The organism is Roseibium suaedae (genome assembly GCF_900142725.1).
In the GTDB taxonomy this organism is placed as follows: domain Bacteria; phylum Pseudomonadota; class Alphaproteobacteria; order Rhizobiales; family Stappiaceae; genus Roseibium; species Roseibium suaedae.
This window is the reverse complement of sequence record NZ_FRBW01000003.1, coordinates 563,758-582,283: the sequence shown is the minus strand read 5'-3', so window position 1 is coordinate 582,283 and position 18,526 is coordinate 563,758. Positions and strand designations below refer to the sequence as shown.

At 61.7% G+C, this 18,526-nt stretch carries 18 protein-coding genes; 9 read left to right on the top strand and 9 right to left on the bottom strand.

Translation table 11 applies throughout. The annotated features are described in order from the left end of the window. The first annotated feature begins 138 nt into the window (after positions 1-138). The 5 genes from BUA94_RS16040 to BUA94_RS16020 all read left to right on the top strand — a co-directional run bounded on the left by BUA94_RS16040 (position 139) and on the right by BUA94_RS16020 (position 5,131). A complete protein-coding gene (locus BUA94_RS16040) occupies positions 139-1,035 on the top strand; it encodes a carbohydrate ABC transporter permease (protein WP_073014311.1) in 897 nt (298 codons plus the stop codon). Between the two features lie 58 nt (positions 1,036-1,093). Beyond that, the gene (locus BUA94_RS16035; protein ID WP_073014424.1) at positions 1,094-2,020 is read left to right on the top strand and encodes a carbohydrate ABC transporter permease; all 927 of its coding nucleotides are present in this window, start codon (positions 1,094-1,096) and stop codon (positions 2,018-2,020) included. Between the two features lie 4 nt (positions 2,021-2,024). Further along, positions 2,025-3,113, top strand: a complete 1,089-nt coding sequence (locus BUA94_RS16030) for an ABC transporter ATP-binding protein (RefSeq protein WP_073014310.1) — start codon at positions 2,025-2,027, stop codon at positions 3,111-3,113. Between the two features lie 125 nt (positions 3,114-3,238). Continuing rightward, positions 3,239-3,985, top strand: coding sequence for a sugar phosphate isomerase/epimerase family protein (locus BUA94_RS16025; RefSeq protein WP_073014309.1), 747 nt, complete (start codon positions 3,239-3,241; stop codon positions 3,983-3,985). Between the two features lie 12 nt (positions 3,986-3,997). Then, positions 3,998-5,131 carry a Gfo/Idh/MocA family protein gene (locus tag BUA94_RS16020; protein WP_073014308.1) on the top strand — a complete coding sequence of 378 codons (1,134 nt, stop codon included), beginning with the start codon at positions 3,998-4,000 and terminating at the stop codon, positions 5,129-5,131. A 177-nt stretch (positions 5,132-5,308) separates the two neighbouring features. Here BUA94_RS16020 and BUA94_RS16015 read toward each other — a convergent pair whose 3' ends face one another. Then, positions 5,309-5,590, bottom strand: coding sequence for a PilZ domain-containing protein (locus BUA94_RS16015; protein WP_073014307.1), 282 nt, complete (start codon positions 5,588-5,590; stop codon positions 5,309-5,311). 630 nt (positions 5,591-6,220) lie between these two features. Here BUA94_RS16015 and BUA94_RS16010 point away from each other — a divergent pair. The 4 genes from BUA94_RS16010 to BUA94_RS15995 all read left to right on the top strand — a co-directional run bounded on the left by BUA94_RS16010 (position 6,221) and on the right by BUA94_RS15995 (position 10,659). Then, positions 6,221-6,913: a tetratricopeptide repeat protein gene (locus BUA94_RS16010; protein WP_073014306.1), complete on the top strand. Its 693-nt coding sequence runs from the start codon at positions 6,221-6,223 to the stop codon at positions 6,911-6,913. Next, positions 6,910-8,262, top strand: coding sequence for an outer membrane protein assembly factor BamB family protein (locus tag BUA94_RS16005; protein WP_208980117.1), 1,353 nt, complete (start codon positions 6,910-6,912; stop codon positions 8,260-8,262). The genes BUA94_RS16010 and BUA94_RS16005 overlap by 4 nt, the downstream gene beginning before the upstream one ends. 40 nt (positions 8,263-8,302) lie before the next feature. After that, a complete protein-coding gene (gene der / locus BUA94_RS16000; RefSeq protein WP_073014305.1) occupies positions 8,303-9,730 on the top strand; it encodes a ribosome biogenesis GTPase Der in 1,428 nt (475 codons plus the stop codon). A 146-nt stretch (positions 9,731-9,876) separates the two neighbouring features. Continuing rightward, positions 9,877-10,659, top strand: coding sequence for an inositol monophosphatase family protein (locus BUA94_RS15995; protein ID WP_073014304.1), 783 nt, complete (start codon positions 9,877-9,879; stop codon positions 10,657-10,659). Positions 10,660-10,884: 225 nt separating this feature from the next. Here BUA94_RS15995 and BUA94_RS15990 read toward each other — a convergent pair whose 3' ends face one another. The 8 genes from BUA94_RS15990 to rpsR all read right to left on the bottom strand — a co-directional run bounded on the left by BUA94_RS15990 (position 10,885) and on the right by rpsR (position 18,524). Beyond that, positions 10,885-11,613 carry an SDR family NAD(P)-dependent oxidoreductase gene (locus BUA94_RS15990; RefSeq protein WP_073014303.1) on the bottom strand — a complete coding sequence of 243 codons (729 nt, stop codon included), beginning with the start codon at positions 11,611-11,613 and terminating at the stop codon, positions 10,885-10,887. Positions 11,614-11,625: 12 nt separating this feature from the next. Next, positions 11,626-13,098, bottom strand: a complete 1,473-nt coding sequence (gene purF / locus BUA94_RS15985; RefSeq protein WP_073014302.1) for an amidophosphoribosyltransferase — start codon at positions 13,096-13,098, stop codon at positions 11,626-11,628. A gap of 51 nt (positions 13,099-13,149) precedes the next feature. Beyond that, positions 13,150-13,764 (bottom strand): CvpA family protein, encoded by a 615-nt coding sequence (locus BUA94_RS15980; protein ID WP_073014301.1) that lies wholly within the window; start codon positions 13,762-13,764, stop codon positions 13,150-13,152. A gap of 66 nt (positions 13,765-13,830) precedes the next feature. Further along, positions 13,831-15,240, bottom strand: a complete 1,410-nt coding sequence (radA, locus tag BUA94_RS15975) for a DNA repair protein RadA (RefSeq protein WP_073014300.1) — start codon at positions 15,238-15,240, stop codon at positions 13,831-13,833. A 21-nt stretch (positions 15,241-15,261) separates the two neighbouring features. Continuing rightward, positions 15,262-15,453, bottom strand: coding sequence for a hypothetical protein (locus tag BUA94_RS15970; protein ID WP_073014299.1), 192 nt, complete (start codon positions 15,451-15,453; stop codon positions 15,262-15,264). Positions 15,454-15,615: 162 nt separating this feature from the next. Next, positions 15,616-17,100, bottom strand: a complete 1,485-nt coding sequence (locus tag BUA94_RS15965) for a replicative DNA helicase (protein WP_073014298.1) — start codon at positions 17,098-17,100, stop codon at positions 15,616-15,618. Between the two features lie 464 nt (positions 17,101-17,564). Then, positions 17,565-18,140, bottom strand: coding sequence for a 50S ribosomal protein L9 (rplI, locus tag BUA94_RS15960; RefSeq protein WP_073014297.1), 576 nt, complete (start codon positions 18,138-18,140; stop codon positions 17,565-17,567). A gap of 135 nt (positions 18,141-18,275) precedes the next feature. Next, positions 18,276-18,524 (bottom strand): 30S ribosomal protein S18, encoded by a 249-nt coding sequence (rpsR, locus tag BUA94_RS15955; protein ID WP_073014296.1) that lies wholly within the window; start codon positions 18,522-18,524, stop codon positions 18,276-18,278. Positions 18,525-18,526: the final 2 nt, after the last annotated feature.

Below are 18,526 nucleotides of genomic sequence, written 5' to 3'. Positions count from 1 at the left end.
CCGCCGCCCTTCGTGTTTCCGGGTGCGGCGGGAAGTTCCCCTTCTGGCCGGAGTGTCCTGCGCTCCGCCCGGAAGGGGGCTTTCGGATCCCTGTCTGCGGACCCGGCGGCAGGCCGGATTGAATAGGGTCTCAAAAGCATGGCGGTGACGGCGCGCCCCGCAAGGTGGCATCGGAATCTCAGTGCCAAGATTGCAGCAATCCCGATGATTGCGACAGCCTTGGTGGTCTTTGTTGGCGGAACGGCGTGGACGGTTCTCTACTCCTTCACCAACTCCAAACTGCTGCCGCGGCAGAAATTCGTCGGACTGGACCAGTACGAACGGCTCTGGGGCAGTGCCAAGTGGATCATCTCCATCCAGAACCTGGCAATTTACGGGGCCTTTTCCCTAGTCTTTGCCCTTGTGGTCGGCTTCCTGCTGGCGGCACTTCTGGACCAGAAGATCCGCTTTGAAGACACGTTCCGCACGATCTTCCTTTATCCCTTCGCGCTCAGCTTCATCGTGACCGGCCTTGCCTGGCAGTGGATCCTCAATCCGGATTTCGGCGTACAGGCTGTTGTGCGCGGCATGGGGTTTGAAAGCTTCACCTTCGACCCGCTCTACAATCCCGATATCGTCATCTATGGGGTGCTGATTGCCGGTCTCTGGCATGAAACCGGCTTGATCATGTGTCTCATGCTGGCGGGCCTGCGCGGAATTGATGAGGACATCTGGAAGGCGGCCCGCGTCGACGGCATTCCTGTCTGGAAGACCTATCTTTTCATCGTCATTCCGATGATGCGCGGCATCTTCGTGACCGCCGTGGTGCTGATCGCCTCGGGCATCATCAAGGTCTATGACCTGATCGTCGCCCAGACCGGCGGCGGGCCCGGCATCTCCTCGGAGGTTCCCGCGAAATACGTCTATGACGCGATGTTCCTGTCGCAGAACCTTGGTCAGGGCTTTGCCGCCTCCACCATGATGCTTCTGTCGGTGATCATCGTTGTCGTGCCCTGGGCCTATCTCGAATTCGGAGGCAAGGCGCGCCGTGTCTGACACCATCATCATCAAGGAAAAGCCGCTGACCTATTCCGCCGCCCAAGCCGCACGGGACATGTCCGGCACAGCAACGCCTGCCGGAGAGAAAGGCTCCCGCGTCAGCGAGGGGCCAAGCGGCAGCAAGCCGGAGAAAACCCTGTCCCGGCGCAACATCATTCTCTATGGCACGCTGATCGTCGTCGCTCTCTATTACCTGCTGCCGCTCTACGTCATGGTGGTCACTTCCATGAAGGGCATGCCGGAAATCCGGCTCGGCAACATCTTCGCGCCGCCTATGGAGGTAACGTTCGAGCCCTGGGTGAAGGCCTGGAGCGAAGCCTGTACGGGGCTCAATTGCGACGGCCTGTCCCGCGGGTTCCTGAACTCCGTGCAGATCCTCGTGCCTTCCGTGATCCTGTCCATCATCATCGCCTCGGTGAACGGCTATGCGCTGGCCAACTGGAAGTTCAAGGGCGGGGAGCTGTTCTTCACGATCCTGATCGTCGGGGCCTTCATTCCCTATCAGGTGATGATCTATCCGATCGTGATCATGCTGCGCGAGATCGGTCTCTATGGCAGCCTGACTGGTCTGGTCATCGTCCATACGATCTTCGGCATGCCGATCCTGACATTGCTGTTCCGCAACTACTTCGCCTCCATGCCGGAGGAGCTGTTCAAGGCGGCCCGGGTGGATGGGGCAGGGTTCTGGCAGATCTACTTCCGCATCATGCTGCCCATGAGCCTGCCAATCTTCGTGGTTGCGATCATCCTGCAGGTCACCGGCATCTGGAACGACTTCCTCTTCGGCGTGATCTTCACCAAGCCGGACCTCTATCCGATGACGGTCCAGCTCAACAACATCGTCAACTCGACCCAGGGCGTCATTGAATACAACGTCAACATGGCGGCCACGATCCTGACCGGCCTGGTTCCACTCTCCGTCTATTTCGTCTCCGGAAAACTGTTCGTGCGCGGCATCGCGGCCGGCGCGGTGAAAGGGTAAAGCCATGACAAGCGTATCCGTCCGCGACCTCACCTTGAAGTTTGGCTCCCTTGAGGTTTTGCGCACGCTGAACCTCGACATCAGCGAAGGCGAGTTTCTCGTGCTGCTGGGGCCGTCCGGCTGTGGCAAGTCCACGCTGCTCAATTGCATTGCCGGCCTGCTGGATATTTCCGATGGCCAGATCTTCATCTCGGGCAAGAATGTCACCTGGGAAGAACCCAAGGACCGGGGCATCGGCATGGTGTTCCAGTCCTATGCGCTCTATCCGCAGATGACGGTCGAAAAGAACCTGTCCTTCGGTCTGCAGATCGCCGGTGTTCCCAAGGACGAGATTGCCCGCCGCATTGCCCGGGCCTCAGAGATACTTCAGATCCAGCCTCTTCTGAAGCGCAAGCCGTCGCAGCTGTCCGGTGGCCAGCGCCAGCGTGTCGCCATCGGCCGGGCCCTGGTGCGGGACGTGGATGTGTTCCTGTTCGACGAACCCTTGTCGAACCTGGATGCGAAGCTCCGGGCGGAACTGCGTGTGGAACTCAAGCGTCTGCACCAGAACCTCAAGAACACCATGATCTATGTGACCCACGATCAGATCGAGGCCTTGACCCTGGCGGACCGGATTGCGGTCATGAAGGGCGGCATCATTCAGCAACTCGACGAGCCGCTGACCATCTACAACCGCCCGGTCAATCTGTTCGTGGCCGGCTTCATCGGCTCGCCGTCGATGAACTTCCTGCCGGGGCGCATCATTGGCACGGGGGATCAGGCCCGGGTGGATCTGGGGCAGGGACTGAGCGTGCCTCTGGCGGGTTATGAGGCAGGCGGGCCGGTTGGCGACGGGCTGGACGTTGTCTTTGGCGTGCGTCCGGAACATCTGACCGTTACCCGCGAACCCACCTCGGGCCCTAGCCTTCCCGCCGTGGTCGAGTTGGTCGAACCCATGGGGGCAGACAGTCTGGTCTGGCTGCGCCTTGGCCCCCACGCCATGTCGGTGCGGACGGAAAGCACCGTCAAGCTGCTGCCGGGCGACGCGGTCAACGTCACCTTCGACCTCCACCACGCATCCCTTTTCGATGCCTCGACCGAGGAGCGGATCTGAGCCGCTTTCCTCGGTATGCCCACCCTTTGCGGCGCTGGGCTTCCTCATCTGTCCGTCCGGTGGTCCCGGACGGATCTCACACGATAACTGACGGCCGGTGAGCCGGTCACCTTGGGAGAAAACACATGACTGCCTTTTCTTTTCAGCTCTATAGCGCCCGTGAGTTTCCGCCCCTCGAAGGCACCTTGAAGAAGGTTGCCGACGCGGGATATGCGCAGGTTGAAGGCTATGGTCCGGTCTATGAAGATGCTGCGGCCACCCGCGCTGCCATCGACGCTGCCGGTCTCACCATGCCGTCCGGCCATTTCTCGCTCGACCTTCTGGAAAACAACGAGGAGAAGGTGCTCGACATTGCCAAGACGCTTGGCATGAAGGCGATCTATTGCCCCTATATCATGCCGGCGGACCGTCCGTCGGACAGCGCGGGCTGGGAAGCCTTTGCCAAGCGCCTGGAAGCGCTTCATGCCCGCTACAGCGCCCATGGCTACGACTTCGGCTGGCACAACCACGATTTCGAATTTGTCGCTCTGGCCGATGGCAAGCTGCCCATGGAGATCATCCTTGAAACGGCTCCCTCCATCAGCTGGGAGGCGGATATCGCCTGGGTCGTGCGCGGCGGTGCGGATCCGATCGCCTGGATCAAGCGCTACGGCTCGCGGATCACGGCAGTCCACGTCAAGGACATCGCTCCGAGCGGCGAAAATACGGATGAGGACGGCTGGGCGGACGTCGGTCACGGCACCATGGACTGGAAGGGCATCATGGATGCACTGAAGGGCACCAAGGCGTCGATCTTTGTCATGGAACACGACAAGCCGAATGATTGCGACCGCTTTGCGGCTCGCTCCATCAGCGCAACCAAGGCCTGGTAAGGTTTAAGCAAGATGAGTGAAACACTTGGCGTCGGCATCATCGGATGCGGCAATATCTCGACGACCTATTTCAAGTTCGCTCCCCTGTTCAAGGGCGTTGAGATCCGCGGCTGCGCGGATCTCAATCGGGGGGCGGCACAGGCCAGAGGCGAAGAGTTCGGTGTTCGGGCGATGACCGTCCACGACCTTCTTCTGGCCGATGACATTGATGTGGTGGTCAACCTGACCATTCCGGATGCCCATTGGCCGGTCTCCAAAGAGATCCTGTCTGCTGGCAAGCACGTCTATTCGGAAAAGCCGCTGGTCCTCAATCTGGAAGAGGGCAGGGCCATGCAGGCCCTGGCAGCCGAAAAGGGCCTGAAGGTCGGGTCTGCCCCGGACACGTTCATGGGCGGGGCGCATCAGCGCGCCCGCAAGGCCATTGACGAGGGCCGGATCGGCAAGATCACGGCGGGCACCTGCCATGTCATGAGCCACGGCATGGAACATTGGCATCCAAACCCGGATTTCTTCTTCCTGCCGGGCGGCGGTCCGATCCTGGATCTCGGGCCCTATTACATCGCTAATCTGGTCAATCTGGTCGGGCCGGTGAAGCGGGTGGCAGCCCTGACCTCCATGGCGACACCGACGCGGACCATTTCCAGCCAGCCGAGAGCGGGCGAGGAAATTCCGGTCAAGACTCCGACCAACATTCATGCGCTGCTTGAGTTTGTGAACGGCGCGACCATCACCCTGTCGGCGAGTTGGGATGTCTGGGCGCACAAGCACCAGAACATGGAGCTCTATGGCACGGAAGGCTCACTCTATGTGCCGGATCCGAACTTCTTCGGCGGGGACGTGATCCTGACGGGCCGTGATGGTGTGGCCGAAACCCTGGCCGATGATGGCCATCCCTTTGGCATCATCAATCAGGAGCACAATGGCCGGAAGTTTGCCAATTACCGGGCCGCGGGTCTGGCGGACATGGTCCAGTCCATCTCGACCGGCAGCGACTACCGCTGCTCGCTCGACCGGGCGCTTCATGCTGTTGACGTGATGTGCTCGATCCTGAAGTCCGGTGAGACCGGCTCTTTCGTCGAGATCGAAACGCCTTGCGAGCGTCCGGCGGCGCTGTCCAAGGAAGATGCGCAGGCCATGCTGCGCTAAAAACCGACCCTCATCCGGCGCCTTGCGCCGGCCTCTCCCGGTCTCCGGGGGAGGTGAGGGGGCACGCACGAATTTGTGGGGTGTGTGAAGGCGTTTCGGCGAGTTCTGCCTTAACGTCTCCCAATCTTGGGAAAGGCCGGACCATGAGGTCTGGTGGAGGGCTGGGCCTAATCTGCCTCAGAAACTGCGCCGCAGGGTGCTTTCGGCCGGTCCGATGTATCGGATCCCAAGCTTGTCTTCCGTGCGCCAGACGACTTCTACGGGGCGGCGGGTGGATTCGTTGTCGATATAGAGCAGGAATGCGCCCGGGACTCCGACAGTGCTGGGCACGGACAAAAGAGCGCCGCCATCACTGGTGTTCTTGACCGTGCAATTGAAGACCTGAGACAGGCCGCCGAAGACAATCCGCCCGGCCTTCAGGGTTCTGCGCCGCTCACTGTCTCTGCGTTCTTCTTCCATTGTAACCACTGTTCCTCTGCCCACATGTGCCTTCTGGCGGCGGGGAGGCGTGCATGCCCAGCACACTCTTCCTTATTCCGCTACAACTGGCCGTTGTCTGTATAGCTCAGAAAAGTCAGACAATACAAACTCTTGACCAAATGGCTGTCGCTATTCCCGGGCAGCCCCCAAGGAAAGCGCTCCGGAATAAATAAGCACAATTGACGTCAGTTCCAAGGCAGAATGACCGTTGGTACGGGGAATTGCTGATGGTGGTGAACAGGTGCGAAGCCACCTTTGGTCGAAGAACGTTGCGCTGGAGCTAGCGGTCAGAATCGAGTCGGAAAGCCTGAGCATTTTGCCTGTGTGATTCTTGCCGCACCGGTCAGGAAAAAGCAGTGCCGGGACCTGTGGGAGGTGCTTGTCTTCCCCCCGGCCTTGCCGTAAGCAACGGGCGGCTGGCCTGAAGGCTGCGGGAAACCGCGTTCTTGCCTCACTTGTGCCATTAAGCCATTGAAGAGAGGCTTGGCTGGGCGTTTGCCACCCGCCGGGTGAGACGGTATTGTGGCGCCCGCCAAAAAGGGCGCCGCGTAGTGGACGCAACGAACCAGAAGCGCGGATCGAAAGCGCAAAAGCAGGAACAAGACACGCATGTCCGATATTTTTCGTGAAGTCGATGAAGACATCCGCCAGGAGAAGTACCGTCGGCTTTGGGATCGTCTTGGCCCCTGGGTTATCGCAATCGCCGTTCTGATCGTTGTCGGCACCGGCGGCTACCGCGGCTGGATCTACTGGCAGAAGGGCAAGTCCGAAGCTGCCGGTGATGTCTTCTATGAAGCCGTTCGACTGTCCGAGGCAGGCGATACAGCTGCGGCTCAGGCAAAATTGCAGGAGCTCAACGGCACCACAGGTGGCTATCCGGTTCTTGCCCGCATGCGCGAGGCCAGCGAACTGGCTCTCAATGGCCAGAAGGAAGAGGCCATCGCCGCCTTCGACGCCATCGCCAAGGACGGTTCGGTCGAAAACGCGCTTCAGGACATTGCAAAGCTGCGCGCTGGCTTCTTGGCTGCCGATACGGGCGACTATGCCGCTGTTGCAACCCGTCTTGAGCCGATGAGCGGCATCGGCGAACCTTTCCGGGCAGGGGCCCGCGAAATCCTCGCTCTGTCCGCCTGGAAAGCCGGTGACATGGAAGCTGCCCGCAAGTGGATCTCCATGATCGAAGAAGACACGGGCACGCCCTCCGATATTTCCCGCCGGGTCGCGATCCTGAGCGACGTCATTTCCGCAGACAGCGGCAATGCCGGTGAAACAGCAGACTCTTCTGAAGGAACAAAGCAGTGAGCCACATCCGCAAAGATCGCCGCTGGCAGCCCGTCTGCGGGGTGCTTGCCCTGTCTCTGATGATGAGCGCCTGCAGCAGCGTTTCGGAGTTCTCCGACAGCATCAATCCCTTCTCCAAGGAAAAGGTCCTTCAGGGCGACCGCCAGCCTGTGTTTGATGGCGCCGATCCGGCAGCCGTTGCCCAGGCCCGCACCGCCAAGATCGGCGGCGCTTCCGGCGGTCAGTCCTGGCCGACTGCGGGCGGCAGCGTGACCAATGATCCGGGCAATGTTGCCGCCAATATTTCCGGCGGCCGCATTTGGCGGGCGAACATCGGCGCTTCCGGTGGCAGCTTCACATCCGACGCTCTACGCACGTCTGCCCGTCCGGTCAGCGATGGCAGCCGCATTTATGTCTACAAGCCGAATGGCGACGTGATCGCGCTCAGCACGGGCGGTGCCCGCGTCTGGACCCGGTCCCTTCGTCCGGAAGGCGAGAAGGACGTTGCGCCTGGCGGTGGTGTGACCGTTTCCGGAAACCGTGTCTATGTGTCCACCGGCTACAGCCAGGTGGTGGCGCTTGATGCCTCGTCCGGTCAGGTCATCTGGACGGGAGCGCTTGGCACGCCTGCGCGCGGTGCACCTGTCGCCAGCAACGGTCTTGTCTTCACCGTCACCGATTCCAACGAGGTCTATGCCCTCAATGAATCCGATGGCACCGAGGCCTGGAACTACGCCGGGATCAGCGAAAGCGCTGGCGTGCTGAGTGCAGCAAGCCCAGCCGTGTCCGGTGGCCGCGTGATCGTGCCGACCTCTGCCGGCGAAGTCATGGCCCTCGACGTCAAGAAGGGTGAGCCGGTCTGGATCGATGCGGTTGCCCGTGGCTTCCGTACCTTCGCAGTCTCCGGTCTGTCCGATGTGTCCGCAAGCCCGGTTGTCGCCGACGGAACCGTCTACGCAACGGGCGTTGCAGGCCGCACCATCGCCACCTCCCTGAAGACCGGACAGCGCGTCTGGGACAAGGATATTGGCGCAGTGCATACGCCGGTCGTCTCCGGTTCGGCCCTGTTCCTGGTGGATCTGGAAGACCGGATGGTCGCTCTGGACCGTAAAACTGGCGATACTTTGTGGTCTGCACAGCTTCCGAAGCCGGAAAAAAAGAAGCAGCGGCGCAATTGGGCCGGTCCGGTCCTTGCGAACGGGGTGCTTATCGCTGTATCCAGCGACGGACGGCTTGCGAAGGTTGATGCAACCTCCGGCCAGATCATGAGCACCAGCGACGTGAAGACCGATGTTTACGTGACGCCGATTATCGCCGGCGGCCGTATGATTGTATTGGACGGATCGGACGCAGTCGCCGCCTTCAACTGACCGGACAGCCGGTCAGCGCGGCCTGTCAGGAGTACACACCGTGGGCGCAACCGTCGCCATTATCGGACGGCCGAACGTCGGCAAGTCCACCCTTTTCAATCGTCTCGTCGGCAAGCGCCTTGCGCTCGTCGACGACACGCCCGGCGTCACCCGCGACCGCCGGCCGGGAGAAGCGCGTCTTGGCGACCTGCGCTTCACCATCGTCGACACGGCAGGTCTTGAAGACGCGGATGCCTCTTCCCTTGAAGGCCGCATGCGCAAGCAGACCGAGGAAGCGATCAACGAGGCCGATGCGGTTCTGTTCGTGATCGATGCCCGCGCTGGCGTCACGCCGCTCGATTCCCACTTTGCCGCCGTTGCCCGCAAGACCACCACGCCGGTGATCCTTCTGGCCAACAAGGCCGAAGGCAAGGCGGGCATGTCCGGTCTGTATGAAGCCTTTTCCCTGGGACTGGGCGAGCCGATCGCCATCTCCGCCGAGCATGGCGAAGGCCTTGCCGATCTCTATGACGCCCTGCTGCCCCATGTGGAGCGGGTGGAAGAGGAAGAGCTGGCCGCCACGGAAGAGGCGCGCACGGATCTGGCCGTTGACGAGGATGGCGAGCTTCTGGACGAAGACGAGCCGGTCGGTACGGAAGACCGTCCGCTGCGCGTTGCCATCGTCGGACGTCCGAATGCGGGCAAGTCGACCCTGATCAACACCCTTCTGGGTGAGGACCGGATGCTGACCGGTCCTGAAGCGGGCATCACGCGCGATTCCATCTCGGTCGACTGGGTCTGGCGTGACCATCATATCAAGCTGTTTGACACCGCCGGTATCCGCCGCAAGGCGCGCGTGCAGGAGAAGCTGGAAAAGCTGTCTGTTGCAGATGCCCTGCGGGCGATCAAGTTTGCAGAAGTCGTGGTCGTCACGCTGGATGCGACCAATGCCTTCGAAAAGCAGGATCTGCAGATCATCGATCTGGTGGCCCGCGAAGGCCGTGCTCTTGTGATCGCCATCAACAAGTGGGACCTGATCGAGGACCGGGAAGCTGCCTGGAAGCTGATCAAGGATGCCAATGACCGCTATCTGAACCAGATCCGCGGCGTGCAGATCGCGACGCTGTCGGGCATTCAGGGCCAGGGCGTCGACCGCATGCTGGAAAGCGTGTTCACGGCCTATGAAGCCTGGAACAGCCGCGTTTCCACCGCCAAGCTGAACCGCTGGTTGGACAAGGTCACGGTCAATCACGCGCCGCCGGCCGTCGGAGGACGCCGCGTGCGCCTGCGCTACATGACCCAGGCCAAGACCCGTCCGCCGCATTTCGTGGCCTTTGCCTCGCGTCCTGAGGAATTGCCGGAAAGCTATACCCGCTATCTGGTCAATTCCCTGCGCCAGACCTTCAATATTCACGGCACGCCGATCCGTTTCTCCTACCGCAAGGGTGACAACCCTTATGCGGTGAAGAAGAAGCGGAAGATCCAGTAGGATTGCCGAGACGTTTTATGAGGAGCTGCCGGTCCCCGGCCAGCTCCTCAACTTTGTAAGGACCGGCATCCCTCGCAGGCTTGCGAGGTCCCCCGCCGGGTTCCAGCTGTTCTGAAGCACTTTGCTGTTCACATGGGAGATTGAAAATGTCCGCAGACCGGTACGAGTTCGCCGTTGCCCTTGCCAAGAAGGCCGGTGAACTTGGCGTGAGCTATTTCCGCCGTCTTGAAACCCTGACGGTGACCTCCAAGGGGCACCAGGACATGGTATCCGAGGCCGACCGCGACGTGGAAACCCTGGTGCGCGACGAGCTGGCGAAAGTGTTTCCGGATGATGGCATCCTCGGGGAAGAGCACGGCCGCATTGCCGGAACGAGCGGCTACACCTGGGTGATCGATCCGATCGACGGCACCGCCAATTTCGTTGCTGGCATCCCGCAGTGGTGTGTGATCATCGCCTGTGTCTATCAGGGCGAGACGGTCATCGGCGTCATTCATGATCCGGTCGCCGGGGAAACCTTCCATGCCCTGCGCGGCAAGGGCGCGTTCCTGGGAGACCGTCCGATCAGCGTTTCGGACAGCGACAGCCTCTCCCGCGGGTCGCTGGGCGTCGGCTTCAACGGCCGTACCAAGCCGGCGGATGTCGTCGAATGCGTTTCCCAGCTTCTGGCAGCCGGTGGTGTCTTCTTCCGCAATGCCTCTGGCGGGCTCATGCTGGCCTATACGGCAGCCGGACGCCTGATCGGCTATATCGAGCCGCACATGAACGCCTGGGACTGTCTGGCGGGCCTGCTGATGATCGAGGAAGCTGGCGGCAAGGTCGAGCCTTTCGACGTCGACAAGTCTCTCGATGTCGGCACCCGCATCGTCTGCGGCGGCCCGGGCATCTATGACGCAGCAAAGACCATCGCGGATTCGTCCTTCTCGTAAGGGCCGTAAGACTCCGGTCGCGGGATCCCATCCACCGCACCTTCCCAGACGGAGCGTAGCGCAGATCCGGGATCTCCCCGCCGTTCATGCTGTTGAAAATGGCAGGTTCCGGCTCGAGGCTAGGACGGCGCGGAGAAAGTTAGCGGCGTCGTGGGACGTCAAAACGAAAAAGGCGCCCGCTGATGGCAGCGGGCGCCTTTTTGGTGTCTTGCTGGCCGTTCTGGCTCAGACCGCCTTGAAGGTGCCTTCCAGGCGGTCGTAGAGCATGCCGGTCTCTGTCAGGTCGGCAGAGAGCAGCTTCAGGATATCCGGCACCACTTCAGAGGGATGCGGCAGCTTGGAGGCGTCTTCGCCCGGCATGGCCTTGGCGCGGAAGCCGGTGCGGACCGGACCCGGATCGAACAGGTTCACCCTCAGGGGGCTGTTCTGCATCTCATGGGCATAGGTGCGTGCCAGAGCCTCGAGACCAGCCTTGGAGACCGACTGGAGCCCCCAGAACGGGGTGCAGTCGCGCACATGCGAGGTGGTCATGAACACCACGCGCGGGGCGTCCGACTGACGCAGCAAGGGATCCAGAGACCGGATCAGGCGCCAGTTGGCGGTGATCGCGGTCGCCATGACCTTGTCGAAGTCCTTGATGCCGATATGGCCAAGCGGGGACAGGGTGCCGAACTGGGCGGCATTGCCGACCAGGATGTCAAGCTTCTTCCAGCGCTCGAAGATTGCAGCGCCAAGACGGTCCAGGGCGTCATAGTCGGTGATATCCAGAGGCACCAGCGTTGCCTGGCCTCCAGCGGCCTGGATTTCGTCGTCCAGCTCTTCCAGAGCGCCGACCGTCCGGCCGACGGCGATCACATGGGCGCCGCGGGCCGCCAGTTCCTTGGCCAGCTGATAGCCGATGCCGCGGGGCGCACCAGTAACCAGGGCGACCCGCCCTTCCAGTTCCTTGCTCATGCTGCTTGGCCCTTACCGTACTTCCACCAGACGCGGGGTCCGGGCCAGTTCCTGATCTTCGGAAAGGTCCGTCAGCGGCGTCGGATAGTCGCCGGTGAAGCAGTGATCGGTGAACTGCGGATTGGCGTTGTCACGGCCTTCATAGCCCATGGCCTTGTAGATGCCATCGACGGAAACGAAGGCGAGGCTGTCCGCACCGATGTAGGTGCGCATTTCCTCGAGGCTGTACTTTGCGGCCAGCAGCTTCTCGCGCACCGGCGTGTCGATGCCGTAATAGTCGGAGAAGCGGATCGGCGGGGAGGCGAGGCGGAAGTGGACTTCCGTTGCCCCTGCATCGCGGATCATCTGCACGATCTTCACCGAGGTGGTGCCGCGCACGAGGCTGTCATCGATCAGGGTGACGCGCTTGCCCTGGATGATTGCCTTGTTGGCCGAATGCTTGAGTTTGACGCCGAGGGTCCGGATCTGCTGGGTCGGCTCGATGAAGGTCCGGCCCACATAGTGGTTGCGGATGATGCCCAGCTCGAAGGGAACGCCGCTTTCCTGGCTGTAGCCGATGGCGGCCGGTACGCCGCTGTCGGGAACCGGAACGATCACGTCGCTGTCCACATGGGACTCGCGCGCCAGCTGACGGCCCATCTCGCGGCGCACGTCATAGACGCTGCGGCCGCCGACGATAGAGTCCGGACGGGCAAAATAGATATATTCGAAGATGCACGGACGGGCCGGCTTGCGGCCGAACGGGAAGAAGGATTCAATTCCGCTCGGGGTGCAGACGATGACTTCGCCGTTCTCGATCTCGCGGATGAAGGTCGCGCCGATGATGTCCAGCGCACAGGTTTCGGACGCGAGGATCGGAGCGCCGTTGAGGTCACCCAGGACCAGCGGCCGGATGCCCAGCGGGTCACGGGCGCCGATCAGCTTCTTGTTGGTCAGCGCGACCAAGGCATAGGCGCCTTCCATCTGGCGGATGGCGTCGATGAAACGGTCGACGATCTTCTTTTCACGCGAGCGGGCAACCAGCTGCAGGACCACTTCGGAATCCGATGTGGACTGGCAGATCGCGCCGTCTTCGATCAGCTGCTTGCGCAGGGTCAGCGCGTTGGTGAAGTTGCCGTTGTGGCAGATCGCAAAGCCGCCGCCGGAGAGTTCGGCAAAGAGCGGCTGCACGTTGCGCAGCGCCGGCTCGCCGGTGGTGGAGTAGCGCACGTGGCCGACAGCGGCCATGCCCGGAAGGCGGGAGATCGTGTCGGCATTTGAGAAGTGATCGCCGACGAGGCCAAGGTGGCGTTCCGCCCGGAACTGATCCTTGTCCAGCGTCACGATACCGGCTGCTTCCTGTCCGCGGTGCTGCAGGGCATGAAGGCCGAGAGCCGTCAGCGCGCTTGCATCCTCGTGGCCAAGGACGCCGAAGACGCCGCATTCTTCACGGAGCCGGTCCGCATAGGGATCAAATGGCTCGAACATGTCGGTTCCGCCGGTCATGGCGAAGCTCCTTAGTTTTGAGAGACCCGCCAGTGTGGCGGGCTAAATATCTCAGTTGCCGCCTGAGTTCGTAAGCTGATCGATACCGCTGCGCTCGGAGGCGCTGTAGCCGGTGTCGTCGGATTCCCCGGCTGGGTTGCCGGTTCCGGCTTTCTTGGCGCGCAGCCGGTCGAGGATTTCCTTTTCCGGATCCTCGGGAAGGACAGATACGATCTTTTCGCCCACGGAGATCAGCAGATCACGCGATTTTGCTTGCAGCACCCAGTTCGGCTGCTGCTCCGGCGTCACGAACCAGTTGAAGAACATCATCGCAACGACGACCAGCAGCATGCCACGGGCCGCGCCAAAGACGAAGCCGAGGGTCCGGTCGAGCGCGCCGATGCGGCTGTCCAGGATGAAATCCGAAAAGCGCATGGTGATGTAGCTGACGATCAGCAGGGTGATCAGGAAGACACCGGCAACAGATGCGCCAAGGGCGACCAGCGGATGGTCGATATACATCTTCGCGTAGGGCAGAACCTTGCCATAAAGGAAGAAGGCGGCAGCGGCTGCCGCGATCCAGGAGGCGATGGACAGCACTTCGCGGACAAAGCCGCGGATCATGGCAAGACCCGCCGAAATGAGCATGATGACGAGCAGAATTCCGTCGAGCAGCGTGATCGGCATCTTAACCTTTGGTCCTTCGTCCTGGCAGGGTGCCCGTGCGGTCAATGGCCGGGCTGTGTCCTGTCATCAGTCCGGTCCGCCTCTGGCCCTGTCCCGGGTGGCGGTTCCGGCAGTAATTTTGGCGATCAGCTCTCCCAGCTCGGACAGGCCCGTCGCCGCGAATTCCGTTTTGCTTCCATCCTTCAGGTTGCCCTGGGGACAGAATGCCTTGTCGAAGCCCAGTTTCTGCGCCTCTTTCAGCCGTGATTGCGCCTGAGCAACCGGCCGGACAGCCCCTGACAGGCTGACCTCGCCGAAATAGACGCAATTGGCCGGAAGGGCAAGCCCGCTGAGTGATGAGACGAGGGCAGCCGCGACGGCAAGATCGGCGCCCGGCTCGTTGATCTTCAGGCCACCTGCGACATTCAGATAGACGTCGTGCTGGGAAAAGCGCACGCCGCAGCGCGCTTCCAGCACCGCCAAGATCATGGAGAGGCGGGCTGAGTCCCAGCCGATGACGGCACGGCGCGGCGTGCCGAGCGTTGAGGGGGCCACCAGCGCCTGGATCTCGATCAGGAGGGGGCGCGAGCCTTCAAGCCCGGCAAAGACGGCAGCGCCCGGCGAGTTGGCCGCCCGCTCGCCCAGGAAAAGGGCCGAAGGATTTGCCACCTCGGCAAGTCCAAGGCCGGTCATTTCGAAGACGCCGATCTCGTCGGTTGCGCCGAAGCGGTTCTTGACCGAGCGCAGGATCCGGTACTGGTGAGCGCCATCGCCTTCAAAATAAAGCACCGCATCGACCATATGCTCGACCACGCGGGGGCCGGCGATCTGGCCATCCTTGGTGACGTGACCGACGAGCACGAGCGTGGTGCCATGTTTCTTGGCATAGCGGACCATGGCCTGCGCCGAGGCGCGAACCTGTGTCACCGTGCCGGGAGGACTTTCCACCTGATCGGTCCAGAGCGTCTGGATCGAATCGAGAATGAGCAGGGCCGGGGGCTGGCCCGCTTCCAGCGTCGCGAGGATGTCCTCGACGCTGGTTTCGGCTGCAAGCGCCACCGGTGCCTGGGAGAGGCCAAGCCGTTCGGCCCGCAGGCGAACCTGGCCAATGGCTTCTTCGCCTGAGATATAGACGGCGGAATGGCCTAGCCTTGCGAGAGCTGCGGCGGCCTGAATGAGCAATGTTGACTTGCCGATGCCCGGGTCCCCGCCGACGAGCAGTGCGGATCCGCGCACGAAACCGCCACCGGTTACCCGGTCCAGTTCCGCAACGCCGCTCTTGATGCGCTGAGGTTCCTTGGCATCGCCTTCAAGGCCGACAAGCTGAATGACCCGGCCCCGGTTGGTCTTGGCCTTGCCTGGTCCGCCGCCGACACCGCCGCCGGTCTGTTCCTCGACGATGGAATTCCACTCGCCGCAGGATTCGCAGCGTCCTGCCCACTTGGCGTAAACCGCCCCGCAGGACTGGCAGACGAAACTGGTGGATCTGCGTGCCATGTCGGCGGGGCTCCTGTCGGGTCAGGTCGGGGAGGCGGCAAGTGCCGCCGGGTGTGCATCCGGCAAGGGCTGATAGCGGCGGTGATAGCGCCCGCCAAGCCCCGTCAGATACTCGTAATCGATGGTCTCGGCATAGGCTGCCAGGTCGCAGGCCGCAACATTGGGTCCAAGCATTTCCACAAACGAGCCGCGCTCGATCAGCCCGTCTGGCATGTTTGTGATGTCGGGGCGAGCATCTCCAGGGAAATCCGGCCGATACGTGGCAGGCGATATCCGAAGACCGGGGCAAAGCCACCGGCGCGGTTATCGGGAAAACCGCCTTGCAGGAAGCGCCGGCACTTTTTGGAAAAGGGGCTGCTCGCCCTTGTGAGCGGCTTACTCGTGCCGCTCGGGCATATATTCGTCCTGGGCCAGATCCGAGAAGCGGGTGTACTGGCCTTCGAAGTGCAGGTTCACGGTGCCTGTCGGGCCGTGGCGCTGCTTGGCGATGATGACTTCCGCCTTGCCTTTCACGCGCTCCAGCTTGTCGCGCCAGACTTCATGTTCCGGCGTGCCTTCTTCCGGCTCGGTCTTCCCGAGATAATATTCGTCACGATAGACGAACATCACCACGTCCGCGTCCTGCTCGATCGAGCCCGATTCACGAAGGTCGGAGAGCTGCGGGCGCTTGTCATCGCGTGATTCCACCTGACGGGAGAGCTGTGACAGGGCGATGATCGGAACGTTGAGTTCCTTTGCCAAAGCCTTCAGGCCGGTGGTGATTTCCGTGATTTCCTGCACGCGGTTGCCGCTGTTCTTGGAAGAGCCGGACAGAAGCTGAATATAGTCGACGATGATCAGGTCGAGGCCGCGCTGGCGCTTCAGACGGCGGGCACGGGCAACGAGAGACGCGATGGAAATGCCACCGGTCTGGTCGACGTGCAGCGGCACGGTCTGCATGTGCTGGGCAGCTGCGGCAAGGCGCTCGAATTCCTGCTCCGTGATGTCGCCGCGGCGGATCTTGGACGAGGAGATTTCCGCCTGCTCGGAAATGATACGGGTGGCCAGCTGTTCGGCGGACATTTCCAGCGAGAAGAAGCCGACGACACCGCCGTTCCTGGTCTTCAGGCTCCCATCCGGCTGCTCCTCGGCCATATAGGCCTCGGCCACGTTATAGGCGATGTTGGTCACCAGAGAGGTCTTGCCCATGGCGGGACGTCCGGCGAGCACGATCAAGTCCGAATGCTGCAGGCCACCCATCAGCTTGTCGAGGTCGCGCAGCCCTGAGGAAATGCCCGAGAGCGCCCCTTCACGGTTCCAGGCCGCATGGGCCATTTCGATGGTCTGGGTCAGAGCGTCGCCGAAGCTGACGAACCCGCCTTCCTGACGGCCGGTTTCGGCCAGTTCGAACAGGCGCCGTTCCGCATCGTCGATCTGCTGGGCAGGCGGCACGTCGATCGGCGCGTCATAGGCGATGTTGACCATGTCTTCGCCGATGCGGATCAGATTCCGGCGGATGGCAAGGTCATAGATGGTCCGGCCGTAGTCTTCGGCGTTGATGATCGATGCGGCATCGGCGGCAAGGCGCAGCAGGAACTGCGTCGCGCTCAGATCCGCGATCTTGGCGTCGGCCGGGTAGAAGGTCTTCAGCGTGATCGGCGAGGCGGTCTTGCCGGCCCGGATCAGCTGGCCGACCTTCTCATAGATCTCCTGATGCTGGGGCACGAAGAAATGATGCGGCTCCAGAAAATCCGAGACCCGGTAATAGGTTTCATTGTTGACCAGAATCGCACCGAGGAGCTGACGCTCGGCTTCTGCATTATGTGGTGCCAGACGAAGTGCTGCTTCTTCTGTTTCGACTGACTGCAGTTTGCCTTTCATGGAGACCCCCGTTGTCCGCTTGCCTGATGGTCTTCTCTCATCCCGGTCCCGTCTTCAAGGCTTGAATAAAGCTATCATCGATTCCCCCAGCAGAAGGGATTCATAGGGAAAAAAAACAGCAAGCGCTTGACGGGGAAGGCAGAAACGGACTCACAACCCTTATCGGCTTAGCGCTTGAAAAAGTTAATGAAAATTAATGCATTCATTTCGGGGCAAGAGCAAGGCAAGCCTTGAAATGGCGCCAAAACCACAGTGGCCGGGGCCCCGAAACAACTAAGCCGGAAAAACGCCGGTCAAGACTTGTATTTCGGGAAAATGAGGAGACGGCCTGCCCCGGGCAAGAGCGGTCAAGCAGGGCAGGGCACCATCTTCAGGTGCCGGCTTGCCTGAAAGTCAGGCGTGCAAACAAAAACGGCGCCCCGAGGGACGCCGTTTTCAAAAAGCGGGAAGGACCCGGAAGAGGATTACTCTTCGGTTTCTTCCTGAGCTTCGGTTTCTTCGCCTTCGTCGCCTTCTTCTTCGTCGGCTTCGAATTCAAAGATATCCTGTTCCGGTGCGGTGAGGTCTTCACCAGCTGCCTGACGGACAGCTTCGTCTTCGGAGCGTGCGACGTTGACGGTCACGGTCACTTCGACTTCCGGGTGCAGGGAGATGGCAACCGAATGCAGACCAATGGTCTTGATCGGGGAGCGCAGTTCAACCTGGCTGCGGACGACGGAGAAGCCAGCGGCGGTCAGGCCGTCAGCAATGTCACGGGTCGCGACGGAGCCGTAAAGCTGACCGGTTTCACCAGCAGAACGGATCATGGTCAGGCTCTGACCTTCCATCTTGGCGGCAACGGCTTCAGCGTCCTGACGGCGTTCCAGGTTACGGGCTTCGAGCTGAGCGCGCTCTGCTTCGAACTTGGCCAGGTTTGCCTTGTTGGCGCGCAGCGCCTTGCCCTGCGGCAGAAGGAAGTTACGGGCAAAGCCGTCGCGAACGCGGACGGTGTCGCCCATCTGGCCGAGCTTAGCGATACGCTCGAGAAGGATAACTTGCATGGGAATAACTCCTGCGGTCTGTCCCGCCGTCCGGTGAGCCGGGTTTCGGCGGTTAGAGGCCGATCACTTGGATCCGGCCGGCCCCAATCCGGGAGCCCGGGGCGTGCCCCGGGCTGAAACTAAACCGGTTACGGCTTAGCTGATGACGAACGGCAGCAGGCCGAGCAGGCGGGCGCGCTTGATAGCACGGGCCAGTTCACGCTGCTTCTTCGCGGAAACCGCGGTGATGCGGCTCGGAACGATCTTGCCGCGCTCGGAAATGTAGCGCTGCAGGAGACGGATGTCCTTGTAGTCGATCCGCGGTGCGTTAGCGCCGGAGAACGGGCAGGTCTTCCGGCGACGGAAGAACGGACGACGGCTCGGGATCTGTGCGATATCAACCATGG